A 22,505-nucleotide genomic window follows, 5' to 3' on the forward strand; every position below is an offset into this window, starting at 1 on the left:
CGCTCCCACAGGGGTTCTGCTGTGTTACTCAGAGCGCTTTGACGGAGAAGATTTCCACGTCAAAGGTCAGCGTCTTGCCAGCCAGCGGGTGGTTGAAGTCGACGGTCACTTGCGCGTCGTCGAACTCTTTCACCACACCCGGCAGCTCAGTATTGGCCGCATCGTTGAAGATCACCAGCAGACCCGGCGACAGTTCCATGTCCGCAAACTGCGAACGCGGAATGATCTGCACGTTTTGCGGGTTCGGCTGGCCGAAGGCGTTTTCCGGCTCTACGGTCAGTGTACGCTTGTCGCCAGCCTTGAAACCGAACAGTGCCGCCTCGAAGCCAGGCAGCAGGTTGCCGTCGCCGACCTTGAAGGTCGCCGGTGCCTTGTCGAAGGTACTGTCGACCGTGTCGCCGTTCTCCAGGCGCAATGCAAAGTGCAAGGTGACTTCCGTGTTCTGGCCGATGCGTTGCTCAGCCAATACCTGTTCAGTCATGAACGGCTTCTCCGGTTTTTTTACTTTTGAACATGTCCAGTGCCAGCATCACCGCACCAACGGTGATGGCGCTGTCGGCGAAGTTGAACGCCGGGAAGTACCAGCGGTTCTGCCAGTGCACCAGAATGAAGTCGATCACATGGCCCAGGGCAATGCGGTCATAAAGGTTGCCCAGTGCGCCGCCCAGCACCAGCGCCAGCGCGATGGCCAGCCAGGTTTCGTTGCGGCCCAGGCGCTTGAGCCAGACCACCAGCACTGCGCTGACCGCAATCGCGATCAGGGCGAACAGCCAGCGCTGCCAGCCCGAGCTGTCCGCGAGGAAGCTGAAGGCTGCGCCGGTGTTGTAGGCCAGTGTCCAGCTGAAGTAATCAGGGATGATCACGATCTGCTGGAACATCTCGAGCTTGCCTTCGAAGTAGAACTTGCTGGCCTGGTCGATGACCAGAACCAGCAAGCTCAACCAGAGCCAGCTCAGCCGTCCGAAACGGCCAACGGCATTAGGCATAGTGACGAACCTCGCCGGTGCCATCGATGTTGTCCACGCAACGGCCGCAGATTTCCGGATGTTCCGGGTTCACGCCGACGTCTTCGCGGCAGTGCCAGCAACGGGCACATTTCGGGAAGGCGGATTTGACGATCTTCAGCTTCAGGCCGCTGACTTCGGTGGCCACAGCGTCGGCCGGAGCCTGCACGAACGGCGCAACAGTGGCAGTCGAGGTGATCAGGACAAAGCGCAGCTCGTTGCTCAGTTTGGCCAGGTCGGCGGTCAGCGCGTCTTCGGCGAACAGCGTCACTTCGGCTTGCAGGTTGCCACCGACGGCCTTGGCCGCGCGCTGGATTTCCATTTCCTTGTTGACCGCCACCTTCACTTCCATGATGCGATCCCAGTACTCGCGACCCAGCTCGAAGCCTTCCGGCAACTCGGTCAGGCCTTCGTACCAGGTGTTGAGCATCACCGATTCGTTGCGCTCGCCCGGCAGGTATTGCCAAAGCTCGTCGGCGGTGAAGGCCAGGATCGGCGCGATCCAGCGCACCAGTGCTTCGGAGATGTGGAACAGCGCGGTCTGGCACGAACGACGGGCCTTGCTGTCGGCGCCGGTGGTGTACTGGCGATCCTTGATGATGTCCAGATAGAAACCACCCAGCTCCTGCACGCAGAAGTTGTGGATCTTCGAGTAGACGTTCCAGAAACGGTATTCGCCGTAGTTTTCCTGCAATTCGCGTTGCAGCAGCAGGGCCCGGTCCACGGCCCAACGATCCAGCGCCAGCATGTCTTCGGCCGGCAGGATGTCGGTGGCCGGGTTGAAACCGGTCAGGTTCGACAGCAGGAAACGTGCGGTATTGCGGATACGACGGTAGGCATCGGCGCTGCGGGCCAGGATCTGGTCCGACACGGCGATTTCGCCCGAATAATCGGTCGAGGCCACCCACAGGCGCATGATGTCGGCACCCAGGGTGTCGTTGATCTTTTTCGGCTCAATCACGTTTTTCAGCGACTTGGACATCTTGCGGCCCGTCTCGTCGACGGTGAAGCCGTGAGTCAGCAGCTCGCGGTACGGCGCGTGATTGTCGATGGCGCAGCCGGTCAGCAAGGAAGAGTGGAACCAGCCACGGTGCTGGTCGGAACCTTCCAGGTACAGGTCGGCACGCGGACCGGTCTCGTGGCCCATCGGGTGCGAACCGCGCAGGACGTGCCAGTGGGTGGTGCCCGAGTCGAACCAGACGTCGAGGGTATCGCTGATCTTGTCGTACTGCGGCGCTTCATCGCCCAGAAGTTCGGCAGCGTCGAGTTTGAACCAGGCTTCGATGCCTTCGACTTCGACGCGCTTGGCGACTTCTTCCATCAGCTCGACGGTGCGTGGGTGCAGTTCGCCGCTTTCCTTGTTCAGGAAGAACGGGATCGGCACGCCCCAGTTGCGCTGACGGGAGATGCACCAGTCCGGACGGTTGGCGATCATCGAGTGCAGACGCGCCTGGCCCCAGGCCGGAACGAACTTGGTGTCTTCGATGGCTTTGAGCGAGCGTACGCGCAGGGTGTCGCCGCCGACTGGCTCTTTGTCCATGCCGATGAACCACTGCGCAGTGGCGCGGTAGATCAGCGGGGACTTGTGACGCCAGCAGTGCATGTAGCTGTGTTCGATCTCGGTGGTGTGCAGCAGCGCACCGACTTCGGTGAGTTTCTCGACGATGGCCGGGTTGGCCTTCCAGATGAACTGGCCGCCGAAGAACTCCAGCGACGGTGCATAAACACCGTTGCTTTGTACCGGGTTGAGGATGTCGTCGTTGACCATGCCGTATTTCTTGCAGGTCACAAAGTCGTCCACGCCGTAGGCAGGAGCGGAGTGAACCACGCCGGTGCCGGCGCCCAGTTCCACGTAGTCGGCCAGGTACACTGGCGACAAACGGTCGTAGAACGGGTGACGGAAATTGATCAGTTCCAGCGCCGAACCCGGAGCGGTCGCCAATACAGTGCCTTCGACGCCGTAACGGGTCAGGCAGGATTCGACCAGCTCTTCAGCCAGCACCAGCAGCTTGTCGCCGATGTCGACCAGGGCGTAGGTGAATTCCGGGTGAACGTTCAGCGCCTGGTTGGCCGGGATGGTCCACGGGGTGGTGGTCCAGATCACGATGGCAGCAGGTTTGGCCAGCGATGGCAGACCGAACGCAGCAGCCAGCTTGGCCTCGTCAGCAATCGGGAACGCGACGTCGATGGTCGAGGACTTTTTGTTCTCGTACTCGACTTCCGCCTCGGCCAGGGCCGAACCGCAATCGAAGCACCAGTTCACAGGCTTCAGGCCCTTGAACACGAAACCGCCCTTGACGATTTCGGCGAGGGCGCGGATTTCACCGGCCTCGTTCTTGAAGTTCATGGTCTTGTACGGATTGGCGAAGTCGCCCAGCACGCCGAGGCGGATGAACTCGGTCTTCTGCCCTTCGATCTGCTCGGTGGCGTAGGCACGGCACAGTTCGCGGGTCTTGTCCGCGCCCAGGTTCTTGCCGTGAGTCACTTCAACCTTGTGTTCGATCGGCAGGCCGTGGCAATCCCAGCCCGGGACATACGGCGCGTCGAAGCCCGACAGGGTCTTCGAGCGGATGATCATGTCCTTGAGAATCTTGTTCAGTGCGTGACCGATGTGAATCGTACCGTTGGCGTACGGAGGGCCGTCGTGCAGGACGAACTTCGGACGATCCTTGCCAATCTCGCGCAACTTTCCGTACAGGCCAATACTGTCCCAGCGCTGCAGGATCTGCGGTTCGCGCTGTGGCAGGCCGGCCTTCATTGGGAAGGCGGTGTCCGGAAGGTTTAGCGTGGCTTTATAGTCGGTCATTTAAGGCTCTTCATTAGCGATGGGCGCTAGGTGCGGCTAGTGCACGGGCGGCGGCGACATCCGCGCTGATCGCCGTTTTCAATGCCTCCAGGGAGGCGAAACGCTGCTCTTCACGCAGCTTCTGGTGGAAAACCACCGTCAAACGCCGGTCATACAGATCGCCGGCAAAATCTAAAAGATGGACTTCAAGGTGGGCCTTGCCATCACCTTGCACCGTGGGCCGCACGCCGATATTGGCGACGCCGGGCCAGGTCTTGCCGTCGATGTCGACGTCGACCAGGTAAACCCCGGTGAACGGCACGCGACGGCGTTTGAGTTGAATATTCGCCGTGGGCGTACCCAACTGGCGGGCCAACTTCTGGCCGTGCAGCACGCGACCGGCAATCCGATACGGGCGACCCAGCAGGCGCTCGGCCAAGGCAAAATCGGCGGCGGCCAGCGCGTTGCGCACCTGAGTGCTGCTGACGCGGATGCCGTCCAGCTCGACGGTTTGCGCCGCTTCCACGGTAAAACCGTGGACCTGCCCGGCCTGCAACAGGAAATCGAAATCGCCGAGACGGTCGCAACCGAAGCGGAAATCGTCACCGACCTCCAGATGCTGCACGCCGAGGCCATCAACCAGGATGGTATCAACGAACTCGCTGGCGCTGAGCTTGCTCAGGCGTTGGTTGAACGCCAGGCACAGAACCCGGTCGACGCCTTCGGCAGCCAACAGTTGCAGCTTGTCGCGCAACCGGGCCAGACGCGCCGGAGCGGTCTCCGGGGCAAAGAATTCCCGTGGCTGCGGCTCGAAAATCACCACGCAGCTGGGTACGCCCAACTCGAGCGCACGCTCACGCAGTCGGGCCAGGATGGCCTGGTGACCGCGGTGAACACCGTCAAAGTTGCCAATAGTGGCGACGCAGCCCCGATGCTGGGGGCGCAGATTGTGGAGGCCTCGAACCAGCTGCATAACGCGCTTCTTGCTCATAAAGTGGCCGATTATAACCACACCCGACGGCCGACGACAGGCAACACCGTAACCCAAAGTGAACGAGCCGACAAAACTGCCGGCTCGCGCCCGCTTTTCAAGGGTGAAACCTCAGCTCAAGGCCTTGCGATTGAAGTCGCGCAGGCGGAAACCAAGCAGCAGCAACATGCCGAAATAGGCGACCACGCCAGCAACTACCAATGCACCCAGACGCAGGAAGCGCTCAAGCATGTGGCCCTGATCCCACGCGGGCATGAAATGCATGCCTATCAACAGCACCACCGACATCACCGCCACCGCGACCAACAGCTTGAAACCGAACTTCAGCCAGCCCGGCTGCGGTTGATACATCTGTTGTTTGCGCAGTTGATAGAACAGCAACCCGGCATTAAGGCAGGCACCGGCACTGATCGCCAGTGCCAGGCCGGCGTGTGCCAGCGGACCGATCAGCACCAGGTTGAACAGCTGAGTAACCACCAGCGTGAAGATTGCGATTTTTACCGGTGTGCGAATGTTCTGTTGCGCATAAAAGCCGGGCGCCAGCACTTTGATCACGATAATGCCGAGCAGACCAACAGAGTAGGCAATCAATGCCCGCTGCGTCATTTCCGCGTCAAAACCGCTGAACTGGCCGTACTGGAACAGCGAAACCGTCAACGGCTCGGCCAGGATCCCCAGCGCCAGCGCGCATGGCAATACCAGCACGAAGCACAGGCGCAGGCCCCAGTCGAGAATCCGCGAGTATTCGTGGCGATCCTTGCTGGCGTAGGTCTTGGCCAGTGTCGGCAGCAGGATCGTGCCCAGCGCCACACCGAGTACACCGGACGGCAACTCCATCAGGCGGTCGGCGTAATACATCCAGGACACCGAGCCCGCCACCAGGAACGAGGCGAAAATAGTGTTGATGATCAGGGAAATCTGGCTGACCGAGACGCCGATGATCGCCGGCAACATCTGCTTCATCACCCGCCAGACACCGGTATCGCGAAGATTCAGGCGCGGAAGCACGAGCATGCCGATTTTTTTCAAGTGTGGCAGTTGATAGAGCAACTGCGCGAGGCCACCGACCAGCACCGCCCAACCGAGGGCCATGACCGGCGGCTCGAAATACGGCGTCAGGAACAGCGAAAACACGATCATGCTGACGTTGAGCAGGGTCGGCACGAATGCCGGCACCGAGAAACGGTTCCAGGTATTGAGGATCGCACCCGCCAGCGAGGACAGGGAAATCAGCAATATATAAGGGAAGGTCACTCGCAGCAGATCGGAGGTCAGCTGGAATTTTTCCGGCGTATCGGTGAAACCCGGTGCCGTGGCCCAAATCACCCAGGGCGCGGCGATCATGCCCAACGCAGTGACCAGCGCCAGAACCAGCGTCAGCAGACCGGAAACGTAAGCAATAAAGGTGCGGGTCGCTTCTTCGCCCTTCTGGCTTTTATATTCGGCCAGAATCGGCACAAAAGCCTGGGAAAATGCCCCCTCGGCGAAGATCCTGCGCAGCAGATTGGGCAATTTGAAGGCGATAAAGAAGGCGTCGGTCGCCATTCCGGCGCCGAAGGTGCGGGCAATGAGCGTGTCGCGAACAAACCCGAGAATCCGGGAAAGCATCGTGATAGAGCTGACGGCGGCCAACGATTTGAGCAGATTCATTGAAGGAATGTGTGCCTGTCGATAAACAGCAGGCGAACAATGCGCCTACTTGTGCGATACTCCGCGCCGCAACAGCACAGAGCCAAAGCTCGCGAGTTTACAGGTCAAGCGCCGGAAATAAATATCCCGCCTCTTTATACCTACCACTTAGCGGAACGTCTCAAGCGCCCTTGACAAGACATCTCTTCATCGGCATGATTCGCGGCCTATTTTGTTTGCTATTTCCTAAAAAGTCTTTCGAGGAGCTCGACGGTGGCCAACTCACCTTCCGCCAAAAAACGTGCAAAACAGGCTGAGAAGCGTCGCAGCCACAACGCCAGCCTGCGTTCCATGGTTCGTACCTACATCAAGAATGTAGTTAAAGCCATCGACGCAAAAGACGCTGAAAAAGCTCAAGCTGCATACGTTCTGGCTGTGCCAGTTATCGACCGCATGGCCGATAAAGGCATCATCCACAAGAACAAGGCTGCTCGTCATAAGAGCCGTCTGAATGGTCACGTCAAGGCACTGAAAGCTGCTGCCTAAGCGACGTAATCATTAAAAAACCGACCTCAGGGTCGGTTTTTTATTGCCTGCGATTTGTCCTCACTCCAGCAAATCACAGGCAAAAAAGAGGAGCCAACCGGCTCCTCTTTTTTTTATGCGCGATTAATGAGCCGACGCCCACGGCAAAATCGGGATCGCCGTCACCGCATTCTGCGGGCTACCCTCGATCAAACGATCGCTGTAGACCAGATACACCAGCGTATTGCGCTTCTTGTCGAGGAAGCGCACCACCTGCATGGTCTTGAACACCAACGAAGTGCGCTCCTTGAACACCTCTTCGCCATCCTTCAATTCACCCTTGAAGTTGATCGGCCCGACCTGACGGCAAGCAATGGACGCCTCGGCACGATCCTCGGCCAGACCCAACCCACCCTTCACACCGCCCGTTTTGGCGCGCGACAGATAGCAAGTCACACCCTCGACTTTCGGATCATCGAATGCCTCGACCACGATCCGGTCGTTCGGCCCGACAAACTTGAACACTGTCGACACCTGACCGATTTCCTCGGCCGAGGCCAGCAACGGCAGCGCCATCAACATGCCCAACAATCCTTTTGCCATGCGCATCGCGTTTTCCTCAAACCAGAATCAGGTTGTCACGGTGAACCAGTTCCGGCTCAGCCATGTAACCCAGCAAACCGACAATCGCATCCGACGACTGACCGATGATTTTTTGTGCTTCCAGCGCGCTGTAGTTGGCCAGGCCACGAGCGATCTCACGACCGTCCGGCGCTACGCAAACCACCATTTCGCCACGACGGAAACTGCCCTGAACCAGTTTGACGCCCACCGGCAGCAGGCTTTTGTTGCCTTGGGACAACGCGGAGACCGCACCATCATCCAGCACCAGCGTGCCGCGAGTTTGCAGATGCCCGGCCAGCCACTGCTTGCGCGCCGCGAGCATGCCGCGCTCAGGCGACAGCAACGTACCAATCCGCTCACCCGCCTTCAGACGATCAAGCACCCGCTCCAGACGCCCGCCGACAATGATGGTGTGCGCCCCGGAACGCGCCGCCAGACGCGCCGCGCGCAACTTGGTCTGCATGCCGCCACGCCCCAGCGCACCGCCGGTGCCGCCCGCCACTGCATCCAGTGTCGGATCATCGGCGCGCGCTTCGTAAATCAGCTGCGCGCCAGGGTTATTGCGCGGATCGGCATCGAACATGCCGTCGCGATCCGTCAGGATCACCAGCAGATCGGCCTCGACCAGGTTGGCCACCAGCGCCGCGAGCGTGTCGTTGTCGCCGAAGCGGATTTCGTCAGTGACCACGGTGTCGTTCTCGTTGATCACCGGGATGACTTTCAGCTCGACCAGCGCACGCAAGGTGCTGCGGGCGTTCAGGTAACGCTTGCGATCGGACAGGTCGTCATGAGTCAGAAGAATCTGCGCGGTGTGCCGGCCATGCTCGGCAAAGCTCGATTCCCAGGCTTGCACCAGGCCCATCTGACCGATTGCAGCGGCAGCCTGGAGCTCGTGCATCGCACTGGGTCGCGCGGTCCAGCCCAGGCGACTCATGCCCGCCGCCACCGCCCCGGAGGACACCAGGACCAGCTCGACGCCAGCCTCATGCAGAGCCACCATCTGCTCGACCCAGACACCCATTGCCGCGCGATCCAGCCCTTTGCCATCCGCTGTCAGCAAAGCGCTGCCGATCTTCACGACCCAACGCTGCGCACCTGTCACCTTGCTCCGCATCATCTTCAACCTTAGCTTGAGGGCAGCGCGACCTGGCTCTGCCCGTGACGTTATTCGTGATTCTTCGTGACCAACAATCGATTTCCAGATACTAAAACGCCGCTCGATTGAGCGGCGCTTAAGTTTACTGCAACGAATCAGTCACGCACGTAAATGATTTCCGGACCGTCTTCGTCATCCACATCTTCTTCGTCCCAATCATCGTCACCGATATCGTGGACCGACTTCACGCCACTGCGACGCAGGGCACGCTTGTCATCCAGCGCCTGCAACTGCGCACGAGCTTCGTCTTCGATGCGCTGATCGAGATCGGCCAGCTCTTCCTTGTAGGCCGGATCATTGGCCAGGCGATCGGCACGATCCTCCAGGTAACGCATGATGTCGCGCGTCAGGCGCTCGGTGCCTTCTTTGGCGATGGCCGAAATCACGTAGACCGGACCGGTCCACTCCAGACGATCAACGATTTCCTTGACCCGCGCTTCGTGCTCTTCTTCGAGGATCTGGTCGCACTTGTTCAGCACCAGCCAGCGATCACGCTCGGCCAGCGACGGACTGAACTTGATCAGCTCGTTGACGATCACTTCAGCGGCGTCCGGCGCACTGCTTTCATCCAGCGGCGCCATGTCCACGAGGTGCAGCAACAGACGGGTACGTGCCAGGTGCTTGAGGAAACGGATCCCCAGGCCGGCACCGTCGGAAGCACCTTCGATCAGACCCGGAATGTCGGCAATGACGAAACTCTTCCAGCGGTCAACACTGACCACACCGAGGTTCGGCACCAGAGTGGTGAACGGGTAATCGGCGACTTTCGGCTTGGCAGCCGACACCGAACGGATAAAGGTACTTTTACCGGCGTTCGGCAGGCCCAGCAGGCCAACGTCGGCCAGCACTTTCATTTCCAGCTTCAGGTCGCGCTGCTCGCCCGGCTTGCCCGGCGTGGTCTGGCGCGGCGCACGATTGGTACTGGATTTGAAACGAGTGTTACCCAGACCGTGCCAGCCACCTTGAACCACCATCAGTTTCTGACCGGCCTTGGTCAGGTCGCCGATGACTTCCTGGGTGGCGGAGTCGATCACGGTGGTGCCGACCGGCACGCGCAGGATCAGGTCTTCACCCTTCTTGCCGGTGCAGTCGGTGCTGCCGCCGTTGGAGCCACGCTCAGCATCGAAGTGCCGGGTGTAACGGTAGTCCACCAGGGTGTTGAGGTTTTCGTCGGCCATCATGTAGATGGAACCGCCGTCACCGCCATCACCACCGTTCGGACCGCCGTTTTCAATGAATTTTTCCCGACGGAAACTCATGCAGCCATTGCCGCCGTCGCCAGCCTTTACGCGGATCGATACTTCATCAACAAACTTCATAACCAACGCCTCTCGCCATACGGACGAGCCGAAAAACAATCAAGACATAAGACTCTTGCAAAAATGAGCGCAGCGACCCCAATCCACGACCTGCATCGCACGCCGGCAGCCCATACAAACAGCTTTGCAAGAGACTCACTCCACAAACGAAAAAGCCCCGTCGCAAGACAGGGCTTCTCCAGCACTCTCGCAGTTAGGCTGCGACAACGCTCACGTAACGACGACCGAAGGCGCCTTTTACTTCAAACTTGATCACGCCTTCGATTTTCGCGAAGAGGGTGTGATCTTTACCCATGCCAACGCCGTAGCCAGCGTGGAATTGGGTGCCGCGCTGACGCACGATGATGTTGCCGGCCTTGATGACCTGGCCGCCATACATCTTCACGCCAAGGCGTTTGGCTTCTGAGTCGCGACCGTTACGGGTACTACCACCAGCTTTTTTGTGTGCCATGAGTTCAATTCTCCTAGTGAGGAATTAGGCTGTAATTAAGCCTGAATACCGGTGATTTTGATCTCGGTGAACCACTGGCGGTGGCCCATACGCTTCATGTGGTGCTTACGGCGACGGAACTTGATGATGCGGACTTTATCGTGACGACCTTGGGAGATCACTTCAGCCTTGACGGTTGCGCCAGCAACAACAGGTGCGCCGATGTTCACGTCGTCGCCGTTGGCGACCAACAGAACGCGGTCAAAAGTCACGGATTCGCCGGTGGCGACTTCCAGTTTTTCGATCTTCAGGTATTCACCTTCAGCGACCTTGTATTGCTTACCGCCGGTAACGATTACTGCGTACATGGTATTTCTCCGATAATCCTGCTCACCCAGCTCTTTATAAGAAGAGGTATTGGCTGGCATGGCTGCATGGGGCTGGAACGGCCCAAGTGCAATTGCGTAAGGCAGGTGCTGCCCAGGAAGTTCAGGGTGCGCGATTGTACGCAAGCCTTCGAAGTCATGCAAGGGGCCGTCCATCGCGCCTTGACAGGCCCGGACGCGGGTCCTAGCATGCCGCGCAACCCTTCTGGAGCACCTGTCGCTGATGCAACCCCAAGCTTTCTACCGCGCGGTGGCGGACGATTTTAGCGCCGTCGACGGCATCATCAAGAAGCAGCTGACTTCCCGAGTGCCGCTGGTATCGAAAATCGGCGATTACATCACGTCGGCCGGCGGCAAACGCCTGCGTCCTTTATTGGTGCTGCTGTGCGGCAAGGCCCTGGGTCGCGAAGGCGACGACATGCGCCTGCTGGCCGCCACCATCGAATTCCTGCACACCGCCACCCTGCTGCATGACGACGTGGTCGACATGTCCGGCATGCGCCGTGGCCGTTCGACCGCCAACGCCATGTGGGGCAATGCTCCGAGCGTACTGGTCGGCGACTTCCTGTACTCGCGCTCGTTCGAGATGATGGTCGAACTGGGCTCGATGCCGGTAATGAAGATTCTGTCCCAGGCCACGCGCATCATCGCCGAAGGTGAAGTGCTGCAGCTGTCCAAGGTTCGCGACGCCAGCACCACCGAAGAAACCTACATGGAAGTCATCCGCGGCAAGACCGCGATGCTGTTCGAGGCTTCGACCCACAGCGCCGCGGCGCTGGCCGGTGCCACCGCCGAACAGAGCGAAGCCCTGCGCACCTTCGGTGATCACCTGGGCGTGGCGTTCCAACTGGTCGACGACCTGCTCGACTACAAGGGCGACGCCGAAACCCTGGGCAAGAACGTCGGTGATGATCTGGCCGAAGGCAAGCCGACCCTGCCGCTGATCTACACCATGCGCGAAGGCACGCCGGAGCAAGCCGCCCTGGTACGCCAGGCGATCCAGAAAGGCGGGATCGAAGACCTGGAAAGCATCCGCATCGCCGTGGAAGCCTCCGGTTCGCTGGAATACACCGCGCAACTGGCCCGTGATTACGTGGCTCGCGCGATCAAGTGCCTCGACGCGCTGCCAGCCAGCGAATACCGCGATGCACTGGTTGAGCTGAGCGAGTTCGCGGTCGCCCGCACGCACTGATCAGCATCGCGTCATCAAAAAACCGCAGCCTCCGTTGGAGCCTGCGGTTTTTTGTTGCCTGCCATCAGCGGTTAAAACCCTATACAATGTGCGACTTTTAGCGATCCCCTCTCCAAGGAGCCTTAGTGAGCACGTTGCCACCCTGCCCGAAATGCAATTCCGAATACACCTACGAAGACGGCACCCAACTGGTGTGCCCGGAGTGCGCCCACGAGTGGTCTGCCGGCGGTGAAGCCGAAGTGGCGTCCGATGATGCCGTGAAGAAAGATTCGGTGGGTAACGTCCTGCAGGACGGCGACACCATCACCGTGATCAAGGACCTAAAAGTGAAAGGCACCTCGCTGGTGGTCAAGGTCGGCACCAAGGTCAAGAACATCCGCCTGTGCGATGGCGATCATGACATTGACTGCAAGATCGACGGCATCGGCCCGATGAAACTCAAATCCGAGTTCGTCAGAAAAGTCTGAGTCTGCTGTCTTCCATCCCGCGCCCGCCGTGGGATGGAGCTTCGCCCTCCCCCGCAATCCCCAGCCAATCCACGCAGTAGCCAAACGCCAGCCGTTTTGACCTTACGCAATCTTTACCCGCAAAAAATCACAAACCGCCAATAGGCGCTTGCTATTTGACGAATAAGAATTATTCTCATTGAAACCCTTTCAATGGAGATGAGACCCATGACTTATTTGATCGACGCCTGGCTGGACCGCCCGCACCCGTACCTCAGGATCCTGCATCGGGAAACCGGTGAAGTCTGCGCCGTACTGGAAGAAGAAGCCCTGCACGAGTTGCAGGATCAGGGGGATCTGGACGTCAGCGGCCTGAGTTCCAGCGAGCCATTGGTGCTCAAGGAGTTGGTGCGCAATCTGTTCCTGTTCTGCTATGCCCGGGCCTTGCGCCCGACCAGTGAACTGCACCACAAGATCGAAGTATGAGAACGACGGAGAAACCCTGCACAAGCCACGCTTGTGCAGGGTAACGGGATTACAGAACGTCGAGCAGCTCGACGTCGAACACCAGAACGCTGTGCGGCGGAATGCTGCCAACACCTTGAGCGCCGTAAGCCAGTTCGCTCGGCACGTACAGACGCCATTTGCTGCCGGCATTCATCAGTTGCAGGGCTTCGGTCCAGCCAGCGATCACGCCGCCAACCGGGAATTCAGCCGGCTGGCCACGCTCGTAAGAGCTGTCGAACACGGTGCCGTCGATCAGGGTGCCGTGGTAGTGAGTACGCACGGTGTCTTCACGGGATGGCTTGGCGCCTTCACCTTGAGTCAGCACTTCGAACTGCAGGCCGGAAGCCAGAGTCGTGATGCCTTCTTTCTTGGCGTTTTCAGCCAGGAATGCCAGGCCTTCGCCAGCGGCGGCTTCAGCCTTGGCAGCGGCTTCAGCTTGCATGATCTCGCGGATCACCTTGAAGCTGGCGGACATGGCTTCCTGGCTGACACGGCTTTCCTTGCCGGCGAATGCGTCGGTCAGGCCGGCCAGGATGGCGTCCAGGCTGACACCCGGTGGCGGGTTGTCGCGCAGCTGGTCACCCAGCTGACGGCCGATACCGTAGCTGACGCGGGTTTCGTCGGTGGACAGATTTACTTCGGACATGACACTGCTCCGCTGTGCGGACGGCCTCGGAACACGCCGTGCGTACACAGCGCGTCCCGGCGCGCCCGGAACCAAAAGGGCGAGCAGACTAGCACAGATGTTCCGGCAATGATCAGGCCCCGGGGCCTACAGTGCGGACCGCCAGGCCAGCGGCACCTTGAGGCTTTCTTCGCCACTGGCGCCAAGGCCGCACATTTCATCGTGCACCGAGGTGTGCACCAGGTTGAACGGCAGTACCGGCAAGTTATGCAGCACATCCCGGGCATGCTCGACCGAACGCAGTGTCAGCATTTTCCCCTGCGGATCGCTCAGCGGATACGCCGCACCGTGCATCCGGGCTTCGAGCAGATAGATTCCGCCTTCCATGGAGATCAGGTTCAGTTCGTCGACCTTTCTGGCGACGGCAAACGCATTCAGTTCTTGCAGGTTCATGAACGCACCTCACACGGTGGCAAGCCTTGAGACCTACAGGGATATGCCTCGGCCGAACAAAGTACAAGCCACAAACGACACCGCCCGTCTGTTTCGCAACAGACGGGCGGTTTTGTTACAGCCATCGACAGCGCATCAGTGCTTGGTGAGCTTGTCCAGATAACCCATGGCGAACGCCGAAATCACGAAGGTCATGTGGATGATCACGTACCACATCAGGTGCTCGGGATCGACATTCTTGGCATCCATGAAGATCCGCAGCAGGTGGATCGAGGAGATCGCCACGATCGACGCCGCCACTTTCATCTTCAGCGACGAGGAGTCCATGGTGCCCAGCCAGCTGAGCTTTTCCTTGCCTTCATCGATGTTCAGCTCGGACACGAAGTTCTCGTAGCCGGAAATCATCACCATCACCAGCAAGCCGCCGACCAGCGCCATGTCGATCAGCGACAGCAGCACCAGAATCAGTTCGGACTCGGCCATGGAGAAGACATTGGGAATGACATGAAACACTTCCTGGAAGAATTTCAATGCCAGCGCCAGCAGCCCCAGGGACAGCCCGATGTAGATCGGCGCCAGCAGCCAGCGCGTGGCGTACATTGCATTTTCGATAAAGCGTTCCATTGACTCTCACACAAGAAGGGTTGAAATCGGCGGCGAGTATACCAGCCGCCCATGACAGCCAGAAACCGCCCGGAAATCCGCCACCTGCGTGTGTGTGTCAAAGTTTTTCTGCTAGTGTCCAAACCATTGACAGCCCAGCGACAGTGGACAGGACGACTGGAAATGGATGTGCGATTGCCGATAACGACTGCCGGAATTTGTTTCGCCCTGTTGCTGGGTGGGTGTTCGCCCGGCGATGAAAAACACCCGGTCAGTCTCGAAGAAAAGACTGCACAGTTCGAGCAATCGCTGGACGCCATCACCGACCCGAAACTCAAGGACGCCGTGACCGAACTCGGCGGTTCGCTGCTGTTGCTCGAACGCGCGCAACAGAAGCTCGACAACAACCCACCGCGCACCGAATACGGCGAAGACGCCCTCGGCGTGCTCAGGCATTACCCCACACCCCAGGCACTGGTCGACACCTTCATCAATGGCCTGTTCGTGTTGCACAAGGATTCCAGCTCCGATTACCTCACCGACCTGCAACCGGTGTTTCCCTTCAACCTCAACATCCCCGGCGGTTTTCTGTTCCCCCATGGCGTGGAGTGGCACTCGGTCACCCTGAGCAACAAACGGGTGATCGCCTATCAACCGGAGTGGTCGGAAACCGATCCTGGCATTCAGCTGAGCCCGTCCAGCTCCAACGTCACCAACCCCGACGACCTGACCGTCACCTACCCGTTCATCGAAGGGCTGAATGTCGACAAGAAGAACCTGCCGCGCCCGGTCAGCCTGCAAGGCCAGGTGGAAGTCATCGCCCCGAAACGCCTGCACAGTTTCAACCTGGACAAAAAGGACGTCGGCCAGACCCGCTCCGACGGCAACCTCAGCGTGACCCTGCTGAAACTGGACAAGCACTACGCCGAACTCGAATTCAGCAACCAGCTGCCGCTCGCCCCGGAGGTCGCCAATACCCGGCTCAATCCGTTGATCGTTCAGGCCCGCGACGCGACGGGCCGGTTTCTGGTGCGCGCCGGCGCCATCAACGAAAACCCCGAGCAGGTGGCGTTCTATCAAAAGCAGTTGGCGTACCTGCAGCAGCAAAAAGCCTGGAGCGAGGCGCTGGAAAAAAAGCTGGACGATGAACAACAGGCCTTTGAGCAACAGCATCCGCACCACTACAACAAGGTGTACTTCAACGGCCCGATCGACACCCTCGAAGTCAGCCTGCTGGATTTTTCCGAGGCGACCGTCACCCGCAAAGCGCTGGACTTGCCGGTGCGCGAATTCGATCCTCACACCACGGAAAAAGCCGTGCAGCCGCTCGATCTGCCGATCACCGTCTACGACGATCAGGCACCCGAATGGCTCAAAGGCGCATCACTGACTGAAGAACAGCTCAAAAGCGGCGTTCATATCCGCCAGTCGGTTGAAGAACCGAGCGCCGCGCGCATCGAATTCGACCACCGCAAAACCTTCAACGATGAAATGCTCGGCGACGACTTCAGCCCCGGCGAAAGCCCGGTGACGTTCTTCACTGAAAAACACAACGGCAAACTCGACGAGCCGATCGAACTGCCACCCGAGGCGTATCAGGTCGATCCACTACAGGCGACCATCACCTACGACCTGAACCTGTTCCCGGAAACCCCGGCGATTGCCGTCGGCTCGATGCCGTTGTTCCTGGCCACGGTGGACAAACAGGCTTATGAAGCCAAGGCCCTGCCTAAAGGTCTGGACATCAGAAACAACGCCCTGGTGGTGGATTTGAAGCGATACCCGGCCAACGAATGGCGCTTCTTCGTCAAGGACGACAGCGGCAATTATCTGAAGCAGATTCTGTCGGTCAGCCACGACGCGAGCGCGGAAGGGCCGGCGTTATTCGGCGTGCATTATTTCTATGGCCGTCCGACGCACGTGGAGACCTACCAGCGAACCGACCTCGCCACCGTGCAATACGGCTTTGAGGTCAAACTCGACAAGGCGCAGACCCAGGGCGCTGCACCCTGATCGGCGCTGATGATCGGCACTCTAGTGATCGAAAGTGCCGATACTGCGTCCGCGCCCACCGTTGATCTGCCGCAACTGCGCCTGCAGATGCAACGACCAGATCTGTGGATCATTGGCCAGCTCATAGCCGTGCATCGTCAGGCTTTCAACGATGGTGTCGAGAATCGACTCGGCGGCGATCGGTCCGTGAAAGGGGCCTTGGGCTTTGATGGCAGAAGGTTGTTCACCAGCCATGCCGGCGGCGAAGAGCAACGTCCACATGCCGTTATCGCCGGCCAACGGCTTGATGGCGCATTCGATACGGGTCACGAGACCCAGGCACTGACGGGTGAGGCAGAGGTTGCGCGACATGGCGGCGACCCTCGGTAAAGCCGGTGTTCAGCCCTTGCTGAAGAGCTGTTTCGATCCAGTGATACTGTCGATGTCCTTGAGCAGAGAATAGAAGAAAAGTCCGGAGCGCAAGCCGCACAGAACCAGAAGGCGCCGAATGGTCATTGTGTGAATATTGACGCCAGACTGATGGCACTTTTGCCGACGTTCGCGACAAAACAAAACGGGAGCACCAGGCTCCCGTTTTAACTGCCGCCTGACTTACGCCGGTTTGGCCTCCGCCAGCGCCTCCTGCGCCAGTTCCTTCTCGGCCTCTTTCAGATCCTCTTCACTGATCATCTCGGCAATCACCCGCAGACGCTCCACCACCCGCGCATTGACGCTGCCTTCCGGGAATTCGCCCTGTTCGTTCGGCTCACCGGCCGGCTCGCCCACCAGCAGGCTCAACGCTTCGTCGGCCTGACGCACCGCGTAAACGTGGAACTGCCCGGCACGCACCGCCGCCAGCACCTTCTCATCGAGCATCAAGGTGGCGACGTTGGCCTGCGGAATGATCGCGCCCTGCTCGCCCGTCAGCCCGCGCGCTTCGCAGAGACGGAAGAAGCCTTCGATCTTCTCGTTGACCCCGCCCACCGCCTGCACTTCACCGAACTGGTTGATCGAGCCGGTGATCGCGAAGCATTGCTTGAGCGGGGTTTTCGACAACGCCGAAATCAGCGTGCACGCCTCGCCCAGCGAGGCACTGTCGCCATCGACGTAGCCGTAGGATTGCTCCAGCGCGATGCTTGCGGAAATCGCCAGCGGGAATTCCTGGGCGTAACGGCTGCCCAGATACCCGGTGAGGATCATCACGCCCTTGGAGTGGATCGGCTGGCCGAGGTTGACCTCACGTTCGATGTCGACGATGCCGCTGCCGCCCGGGTACACCGTGGCGGAAATCCGCGCCGGCACGCCGAACGCCGAGTCACCGACTTCGAGCACGGTCAGCCCGTTGCACTTGCCGACCGCCGCGCCGTCGGTGTCGATCAGGATGATCCCCGCCAGCATGTCGTCGAGAATCCGCGCCGACACCCGACCGGTGCGAGTGGCCTTGGCCTTGAGCGCACGCTCGATGTGGCCGGCGTCGGTCATTTCATCGTTGGCCAGATGCCGGATGAAATCCGCCTCGCTGACCAGCTGGAACAGATCGCCGATCCGCGCCGACAAACGCCCCTGGTGTTCGGCCAGACGCGCACTGTAGGTCGCCAGGCGCGCCACCGCGTCGGCGGTCAGCGGCGCCATGCCCTCTTCCGAAGTGCGGGTTTTCAGCAACTGGGCGAACTGCTCCAGGCTTTCGTCGACCATCGGGATGTCTTCGTCGAAGTCCACCAGAACGCGGAACATCTCCTGGAAGTCCGGATCGAGGTCCTGCAGCGTGTAATACAGCTGACGGGCACCGATGATGATCACTTTGACCTGCAGCGGAATGTGCTGCGGGTTGAGCGTCATGGTGGCGAAACGGCCCATCTCGCCCAGCGGCGATTCCATCTTCAGCTTGCGCGATTGCAGGGCGCGCTTGAGCGCATCCCACACAAACGGCTCACCGAGCATTTTTTCCGCTTCCAGGATCAGAAAACCGCCATTGGCGCGGTGCAGCGCCCCCGGACGCAGCTGGCGGTAGGTGGTGTAGAGCGCGCCCTGATCGGTGGTGTACTCGATACGGCCAAACAGGTTTTCGTAGGTCGGATGCGGCTCGAACACCACCGGCGCACCACCGCTGGCCGGATGACCGACCACCAGGCTCGGGGCGTATTGCTCTTCCAGCAGCTTGCGCGCGACGGCGTCGGTCTTGCTGTCATCGACCAGTTGCTCGACCACGGTTTTCAGCAGATAGACCTGCATCGCTTGCAGGTAACCGCAGACGGCCGCATTTTCCGCGTACTTTTCCGACAGCGGTGCGAGCAAGGGCTGCAAGGCCAGGGTGATGGTTTCTTCGTTGAGCTGACGCAGCTGGTTGCTCGACTCGCGCTTCCACTGCGGCAGGCTGGCGAGTTCTTCGTTCAGGCGTTCTTCGAGAGCGGAAATATCGTCGTGAAAGCGTTCGCGCTCGGCCTCCGGCAATTGAGCGAATTCAGCTTCGTCCAGCGCCTTGCCTTCGAGCATCGGGGTGAAGGCAATGTTGCTGCTGTCGCGATACAGGGCGACGTCTTTTTCCAAAGCCAGACGTTCGATGACATCCAGTGCCTTGTCATAGCGCTGGTTGAAGGCGCGGTCGATGGCGCTTTTTTTCTGCTGGTAGGACGGGTGTTCGAACACCGCAGGAAAGGTCGCCAGCAGGTTGTCGATCAGGCCGTTGATATCGCCGATAAAAGCACCGGCAGTGCCCGATGGCAGTTCCAGCGCACGGGGCTCGCGCGGCTCATCGAAATTGTTGACGTAGACCCAGTCCGCCGGGGTCTGCAGGCGTTTGCCTTCGGCCTTCAGGTAGCGTTTGACGAACGAGAACCGGCCGGTGCCGGGCTCGCCCATGACGAACACGTTGTAACCGGGGCGTGGCATGGCCACACCGAACTGCAAGGCTTCGACCGCACGTTCCTGGCCAAGCACACCGCGAAAGGGCTCCAGATCATTGGTGGTAGTGAAGCTGAACTGTTCAGCGGAAAACGGACGGGTCAGCGCTTCGGGCGCTAGACGCAAGCTGGCAGCAACAGGATCAGGCATCGGGCTTCCTTAACAATCAGGCGGGGCAGATAGCGGCATTCTGGCGCTGCCCGAGCCCCACTGGCAAGGCGCGCCACACGACAAAGCATAGACAACCGGCCAACCATGACACTGCCCCAGTAAAACCGGGGTTATCACCAAATCTTTTGTAAAAAATCACGGAACCCCGGGAACGTGCCTAAACTCCAAACTGCGCGGCTGGAACTAATACCGGCCCACTGGCTTCGTTTGGATCTGTTTCGTACAGAGCTTGGGGGGCCAGAACCCTGTCCATTGGTATGCACATAAAGAGAACAAAGCTATGAAACGGATTCTTCTCGGTACTCTCTTCACCGCTGTATCCATCAACGCAATGGCGCAAGCTCCAGGCGGCCCGGATTGCGGTTGGGGCAACATGCTGTTCGAAGGTCAGCGTGGCACCCCGGCTCACTTCCTGGCATCCACCACCAACGGCACCTCCGGCAACGCCACGTTCGGCATGACGTCCGGCACCAACGGTTGCTCCACCAACGCTTCGCTGACCTATGGCGGCAAATCCTGGTTTGCCATGAATGGCATGATGAACGAGCTGTCCGAAGACATGGCAAAAGGCAACGGCGAAGCGCTGACGACCTATGCCGTGGTACTGGGCGTGGCGCCGGAAGACCGTGCGCACTTCGCCGCCGTCACCCACGAGCACTTCCAGCAGATCTTCAGCAAGGCTGACGTGACCGCCGAAGACGTGCATACCAACACCCTGGCCGTTCTGAAGGCAGACCCACGTCTGGCCAAGTACGCGACTCAGGCTTAAGCTCGACCCACCCGCTTCCTTCGGGAAGCGGGTTTTATTTTTTCGGCCCGCCCTCCTTGGGTCTTTGTTTCTTTTCGACTTAAGTTGCCATTTATGCTCAAACGCCTTGCCTGGTTGGCGCTGTGTGTCTGCGCCCCGCTGTCCGCCGCGCCCCACATCGACCCTCAACGTTTGCAGCAACTGGCCAACGACCGCTTCTGGATTTCCCTCGGCCATTACGAAACCGCCAAGCTCGGTGGCTGGCGCAGCTATGTCAGCGACAAAAAATTCTTCCTCGCACCCGACGGCAACGAACACCCCGACCATGAACTGGCCGCCACCGTGCAGGCGCTGTACGCCCCCGCCAGTCTCGGTGAGCAACACGCCCAGTGCGTTTACCCGGCACGCACCCGCTGGCTGAAAGATCAACTGAACCTGACCGACCTGCCGACGCCGGACTGCGCCGAATTCAAGAAATGGTTCAAGGACGTCTCCCCCCACAGCGCAGTGATGATTTTCCCGGCGGCCTATCTCAACAGCCCGTCGTCGATGTTCGGCCATACCCTGCTGCGCATCGACCAGGCCGACGTGCAAAGCGACAAGACTTCGTTGCTCAGTTACGCGATCAACTTCGGCGCCTACATCGAAGGCTCGGACAACAGCATTCTTTACGCCTGGAAAGGCCTGATGGGTGGCTATCCGGGACTGTTCGCGCTCGTGCCCTATCAGGAAAAACTCTCGGAATACCGCAGCCTGGAAAACCGCGACCTGTGGGAATACCAGCTCAATCTGACGCAAGCCGAAACCGCGCGAATGGTCGAGCATGTGTGGGAGTTGAAGCAGATCCAGTTCGACTATTTCTTCTTCGACGAAAACTGCTCCTATCGCTTGCTGGAACTGTTGCAGGTGGCGCGCCCGAGCCTGCGCCTGACCGAGCAATTCCCGCTGACGGCGATCCCCACCGACACCGTCAAAGCGGTGAAGGAAGCCGGGCTGGTCGAGCACATTGAATACCGCCCGTCCCGCGAGCGCGAACTGCTCAGCCGCGCCGAGCCCCTGAGCGGCGAAGAACAGGACTGGGTGCTGAAGGTCAGCGCCGATCAACAGCAACTTCAGGACCCGGCCTTCAAGGCCCTGCCTCGGGATCGCCAGGCGCTGATTGTTGACGCGGCGTATCGGCTGGAGCGCTACCGCGCCAACGGCCAGGAACGGGATCCACAGCGCGCCCAGCGCAGTTTCGAACTGCTGCGGGCGATCAACAAGAACCCGGCGCCGGAGCTGCAGATTCCTCAACCGGGCCTGCCCGAAGACGGACACGAATCGCGCACCTGGCAGGCCGGTCTCGGCACGCGCGGTGACCGAGCGTTCGGCGAGTACGGCTTGCGCATGGCGTATCACGACCTCAACGACAACGCCGAGAGTTTCCCCCTCGGCGCACAGATCGAAATCCTGCAAATGAAGCTGCGTCAGTACGAAGGCAATCACTGGCAGTTCCAGCAGCTGGATCTGGCGACCATCCGCTCGCTGACGCCGCGCAATGCGCTGTTGCAGCCGCTGTCGTGGCAAGTCACCGGTGGTCTTGAACGCGTACCGGGCAAGCACGATGACGAGACATTGGTCAGCCACGTCAACGGTGGCGGTGGCGGAACCTGGGCGTTGGCTGACGATGTGCTGGGTTTTGCCCTCGGTACCGTGCGCGTTGAACACAACAATGACTTCGCCGAGTTCGTTTCCCCCGCAGGCGGTTTCAATACCGGCGTGCTGTGGAAAAACCCGCTGGGCAATCTCAGCCTGGAGGCCAAAGGCGATTACTTCTTCAACGGTGAAGTGCGCCGCAGCCTGAGCCTGAATCAGCAGTGGGAATTGTCGCGCAATCTCGGCCTGCGCCTGAGTGCGCAGCGCGAGTTCAGCCATCTGGCCACGCCGGAGACCGAAGTGATGCTGGAAGTGAAGTGGTATCACTACTGATCCCGACATATCCCTGAACCTGTGGGAGCGGGCTTGCCCGCGATAGCGAA

Annotated in this window: 22 protein-coding genes; 7 read left to right on the top strand and 15 right to left on the bottom strand. The window is 59.8% G+C overall.

Annotation, left to right across the window (positions count from 1 at the left end; genetic code table 11):
* Positions 1-28: 28 nt before the first annotated feature.
* The 5 genes from fkpB to murJ all read right to left on the bottom strand — a co-directional run bounded on the left by fkpB (position 29) and on the right by murJ (position 6,430).
* Positions 29-466: an FKBP-type peptidyl-prolyl cis-trans isomerase gene (gene fkpB / locus ACTJK7_RS27260; RefSeq protein WP_170928297.1), complete on the bottom strand. Its 438-nt coding sequence runs from the start codon at positions 464-466 to the stop codon at positions 29-31.
* Between the two features lie 7 nt (positions 467-473).
* Positions 474-986 carry a signal peptidase II gene (lspA, locus tag ACTJK7_RS27265; protein ID WP_108563283.1) on the bottom strand — a complete coding sequence of 171 codons (513 nt, stop codon included), beginning with the start codon at positions 984-986 and terminating at the stop codon, positions 474-476.
* Positions 979-3,810 carry an isoleucine--tRNA ligase gene (gene ileS / locus ACTJK7_RS27270; RefSeq protein ID WP_108563284.1) on the bottom strand — a complete coding sequence of 944 codons (2,832 nt, stop codon included), beginning with the start codon at positions 3,808-3,810 and terminating at the stop codon, positions 979-981. Before ileS ends, lspA begins: the two co-directional genes overlap by 8 nt.
* Before the next feature lie 13 nt (positions 3,811-3,823).
* A complete protein-coding gene (gene ribF / locus ACTJK7_RS27275; protein ID WP_007959537.1) occupies positions 3,824-4,762 on the bottom strand; it encodes a bifunctional riboflavin kinase/FAD synthetase in 939 nt (312 codons plus the stop codon).
* 129 nt (positions 4,763-4,891) lie between these two features.
* Entirely contained in the window at positions 4,892-6,430 is a 1,539-nt protein-coding gene (gene murJ / locus ACTJK7_RS27280; RefSeq protein WP_440780343.1) for a murein biosynthesis integral membrane protein MurJ, read from the bottom strand.
* A gap of 252 nt (positions 6,431-6,682) precedes the next feature.
* Between murJ and rpsT the strand changes: the two genes are divergently transcribed.
* Positions 6,683-6,955, top strand: coding sequence for a 30S ribosomal protein S20 (rpsT, locus tag ACTJK7_RS27285; protein WP_011336008.1), 273 nt, complete (start codon positions 6,683-6,685; stop codon positions 6,953-6,955).
* 123 nt (positions 6,956-7,078) lie between these two features.
* Here the strand turns inward: rpsT and ACTJK7_RS27290 are convergent, their stop codons facing one another.
* The 5 genes from ACTJK7_RS27290 to rplU form a co-directional block, all read right to left on the bottom strand.
* Positions 7,079-7,543, bottom strand: a complete 465-nt coding sequence (locus tag ACTJK7_RS27290) for a CreA family protein (protein WP_323150556.1) — start codon at positions 7,541-7,543, stop codon at positions 7,079-7,081.
* A 10-nt stretch (positions 7,544-7,553) separates the two neighbouring features.
* Positions 7,554-8,672 carry a glutamate 5-kinase gene (gene proB, locus ACTJK7_RS27295; RefSeq protein WP_323150555.1) on the bottom strand — a complete coding sequence of 373 codons (1,119 nt, stop codon included), beginning with the start codon at positions 8,670-8,672 and terminating at the stop codon, positions 7,554-7,556.
* Positions 8,673-8,809: 137 nt separating this feature from the next.
* Positions 8,810-10,033, bottom strand: a complete 1,224-nt coding sequence (gene cgtA, locus ACTJK7_RS27300) for an Obg family GTPase CgtA (RefSeq protein WP_039771717.1) — start codon at positions 10,031-10,033, stop codon at positions 8,810-8,812.
* 193 nt (positions 10,034-10,226) lie between these two features.
* Positions 10,227-10,484, bottom strand: a complete 258-nt coding sequence (rpmA, locus tag ACTJK7_RS27305) for a 50S ribosomal protein L27 (protein WP_003228360.1) — start codon at positions 10,482-10,484, stop codon at positions 10,227-10,229.
* A 35-nt stretch (positions 10,485-10,519) separates the two neighbouring features.
* Positions 10,520-10,831, bottom strand: coding sequence for a 50S ribosomal protein L21 (gene rplU, locus ACTJK7_RS27310; RefSeq protein WP_003228361.1), 312 nt, complete (start codon positions 10,829-10,831; stop codon positions 10,520-10,522).
* Between the two features lie 241 nt (positions 10,832-11,072).
* Between rplU and ACTJK7_RS27315 the strand changes: the two genes are divergently transcribed.
* The 3 genes from ACTJK7_RS27315 to ACTJK7_RS27325 all read left to right on the top strand — a co-directional run bounded on the left by ACTJK7_RS27315 (position 11,073) and on the right by ACTJK7_RS27325 (position 12,973).
* On the top strand, positions 11,073-12,041 hold the full coding sequence (locus tag ACTJK7_RS27315) for a polyprenyl synthetase family protein (RefSeq protein ID WP_007950962.1): 969 nt from the start codon (positions 11,073-11,075) through the stop codon (positions 12,039-12,041).
* A 125-nt stretch (positions 12,042-12,166) separates the two neighbouring features.
* Positions 12,167-12,508 (top strand): zinc ribbon domain-containing protein YjdM, encoded by a 342-nt coding sequence (locus tag ACTJK7_RS27320; RefSeq protein ID WP_007950963.1) that lies wholly within the window; start codon positions 12,167-12,169, stop codon positions 12,506-12,508.
* A gap of 207 nt (positions 12,509-12,715) precedes the next feature.
* Entirely contained in the window at positions 12,716-12,973 is a 258-nt protein-coding gene (locus ACTJK7_RS27325; protein WP_039771721.1) for a PA4570 family protein, read from the top strand.
* A 49-nt stretch (positions 12,974-13,022) separates the two neighbouring features.
* Here ACTJK7_RS27325 and ACTJK7_RS27330 read toward each other — a convergent pair whose 3' ends face one another.
* From ACTJK7_RS27330 to ACTJK7_RS27340, 3 genes are all read right to left on the bottom strand, one after another.
* Complete coding sequence (locus ACTJK7_RS27330) at positions 13,023-13,640, bottom strand: FKBP-type peptidyl-prolyl cis-trans isomerase (protein ID WP_007950965.1); 618 nt, start codon at positions 13,638-13,640, stop codon at positions 13,023-13,025.
* A gap of 126 nt (positions 13,641-13,766) precedes the next feature.
* On the bottom strand, positions 13,767-14,072 hold the full coding sequence (locus ACTJK7_RS27335) for a DUF6482 family protein (RefSeq protein ID WP_074691490.1): 306 nt from the start codon (positions 14,070-14,072) through the stop codon (positions 13,767-13,769).
* A gap of 135 nt (positions 14,073-14,207) precedes the next feature.
* A complete protein-coding gene (locus ACTJK7_RS27340; protein WP_007950967.1) occupies positions 14,208-14,696 on the bottom strand; it encodes a TIGR00645 family protein in 489 nt (162 codons plus the stop codon).
* A gap of 162 nt (positions 14,697-14,858) precedes the next feature.
* Between ACTJK7_RS27340 and ACTJK7_RS27345 the strand changes: the two genes are divergently transcribed.
* Positions 14,859-16,688 carry a hypothetical protein gene (locus tag ACTJK7_RS27345; protein ID WP_323150554.1) on the top strand — a complete coding sequence of 610 codons (1,830 nt, stop codon included), beginning with the start codon at positions 14,859-14,861 and terminating at the stop codon, positions 16,686-16,688.
* 21 nt (positions 16,689-16,709) lie between these two features.
* Here ACTJK7_RS27345 and ACTJK7_RS27350 read toward each other — a convergent pair whose 3' ends face one another.
* Together ACTJK7_RS27350 and ACTJK7_RS27355 are read right to left on the bottom strand one after the other, a co-directional pair.
* On the bottom strand, positions 16,710-17,039 hold the full coding sequence (locus ACTJK7_RS27350; protein WP_007950969.1) for a PA4575 family protein: 330 nt from the start codon (positions 17,037-17,039) through the stop codon (positions 16,710-16,712).
* A gap of 240 nt (positions 17,040-17,279) precedes the next feature.
* A complete protein-coding gene (locus ACTJK7_RS27355; RefSeq protein ID WP_011336016.1) occupies positions 17,280-19,718 on the bottom strand; it encodes a Lon protease family protein in 2,439 nt (812 codons plus the stop codon).
* A 301-nt stretch (positions 19,719-20,019) separates the two neighbouring features.
* Between ACTJK7_RS27355 and ACTJK7_RS27360 the strand changes: the two genes are divergently transcribed.
* On the top strand, positions 20,020-20,508 hold the full coding sequence (locus tag ACTJK7_RS27360) for a DUF3015 domain-containing protein (protein WP_007950971.1): 489 nt from the start codon (positions 20,020-20,022) through the stop codon (positions 20,506-20,508).
* Positions 20,509-20,601: 93 nt separating this feature from the next.
* Positions 20,602-22,455, top strand: coding sequence for an Lnb N-terminal periplasmic domain-containing protein (locus ACTJK7_RS27365; protein WP_323150553.1), 1,854 nt, complete (start codon positions 20,602-20,604; stop codon positions 22,453-22,455).
* The last annotated feature ends 50 nt before the right edge of the window (positions 22,456-22,505 follow it).

It is taken from the genome of Pseudomonas sp. 22085 (assembly GCF_052045815.1).
Taxonomy (GTDB): Bacteria; Pseudomonadota; Gammaproteobacteria; order Pseudomonadales; family Pseudomonadaceae; genus Aquipseudomonas; species Aquipseudomonas glycinae.

Bases quoted from the DNA above. Each gene is read 5' to 3' on its own strand.
- lspA (WP_108563283.1), bottom strand. From the start codon at position 986: ATGCCTAATGCCGTTGGCCGTTTCGGACGGCTGAGCTGGCTCTGGTTG.
- ileS (WP_108563284.1), bottom strand. From the start codon at position 3,810: ATGACCGACTATAAAGCCACGCTAAACCTTCCGGACACCGCCTTCCCA.
- ribF (WP_007959537.1), bottom strand. From the start codon at position 4,762: ATGCAGCTGGTTCGAGGCCTCCACAATCTGCGCCCCCAGCATCGGGGC.
- murJ (WP_440780343.1), bottom strand. From the start codon at position 6,430: ATGAATCTGCTCAAATCGTTGGCCGCCGTCAGCTCTATCACGATGCTT.
- ACTJK7_RS27290 (WP_323150556.1), bottom strand. From the start codon at position 7,543: ATGCGCATGGCAAAAGGATTGTTGGGCATGTTGATGGCGCTGCCGTTG.
- proB (WP_323150555.1), bottom strand. From the start codon at position 8,672: ATGCGGAGCAAGGTGACAGGTGCGCAGCGTTGGGTCGTGAAGATCGGC.
- cgtA (WP_039771717.1), bottom strand. From the start codon at position 10,033: ATGAAGTTTGTTGATGAAGTATCGATCCGCGTAAAGGCTGGCGACGGC.
- rpmA (WP_003228360.1), bottom strand. From the start codon at position 10,484: ATGGCACACAAAAAAGCTGGTGGTAGTACCCGTAACGGTCGCGACTCA.
- rplU (WP_003228361.1), bottom strand. From the start codon at position 10,831: ATGTACGCAGTAATCGTTACCGGCGGTAAGCAATACAAGGTCGCTGAA.
- ACTJK7_RS27315 (WP_007950962.1), top strand. From the start codon at position 11,073: ATGCAACCCCAAGCTTTCTACCGCGCGGTGGCGGACGATTTTAGCGCC.
- ACTJK7_RS27325 (WP_039771721.1), top strand. From the start codon at position 12,716: ATGACTTATTTGATCGACGCCTGGCTGGACCGCCCGCACCCGTACCTC.
- ACTJK7_RS27330 (WP_007950965.1), bottom strand. From the start codon at position 13,640: ATGTCCGAAGTAAATCTGTCCACCGACGAAACCCGCGTCAGCTACGGT.
- ACTJK7_RS27335 (WP_074691490.1), bottom strand. From the start codon at position 14,072: ATGAACCTGCAAGAACTGAATGCGTTTGCCGTCGCCAGAAAGGTCGAC.
- ACTJK7_RS27340 (WP_007950967.1), bottom strand. From the start codon at position 14,696: ATGGAACGCTTTATCGAAAATGCAATGTACGCCACGCGCTGGCTGCTG.
- ACTJK7_RS27345 (WP_323150554.1), top strand. From the start codon at position 14,859: ATGGATGTGCGATTGCCGATAACGACTGCCGGAATTTGTTTCGCCCTG.
- ACTJK7_RS27350 (WP_007950969.1), bottom strand. From the start codon at position 17,039: ATGTCGCGCAACCTCTGCCTCACCCGTCAGTGCCTGGGTCTCGTGACC.
- ACTJK7_RS27355 (WP_011336016.1), bottom strand. From the start codon at position 19,718: ATGCCTGATCCTGTTGCTGCCAGCTTGCGTCTAGCGCCCGAAGCGCTG.
- ACTJK7_RS27360 (WP_007950971.1), top strand. From the start codon at position 20,020: ATGAAACGGATTCTTCTCGGTACTCTCTTCACCGCTGTATCCATCAAC.
- ACTJK7_RS27365 (WP_323150553.1), top strand. From the start codon at position 20,602: ATGCTCAAACGCCTTGCCTGGTTGGCGCTGTGTGTCTGCGCCCCGCTG.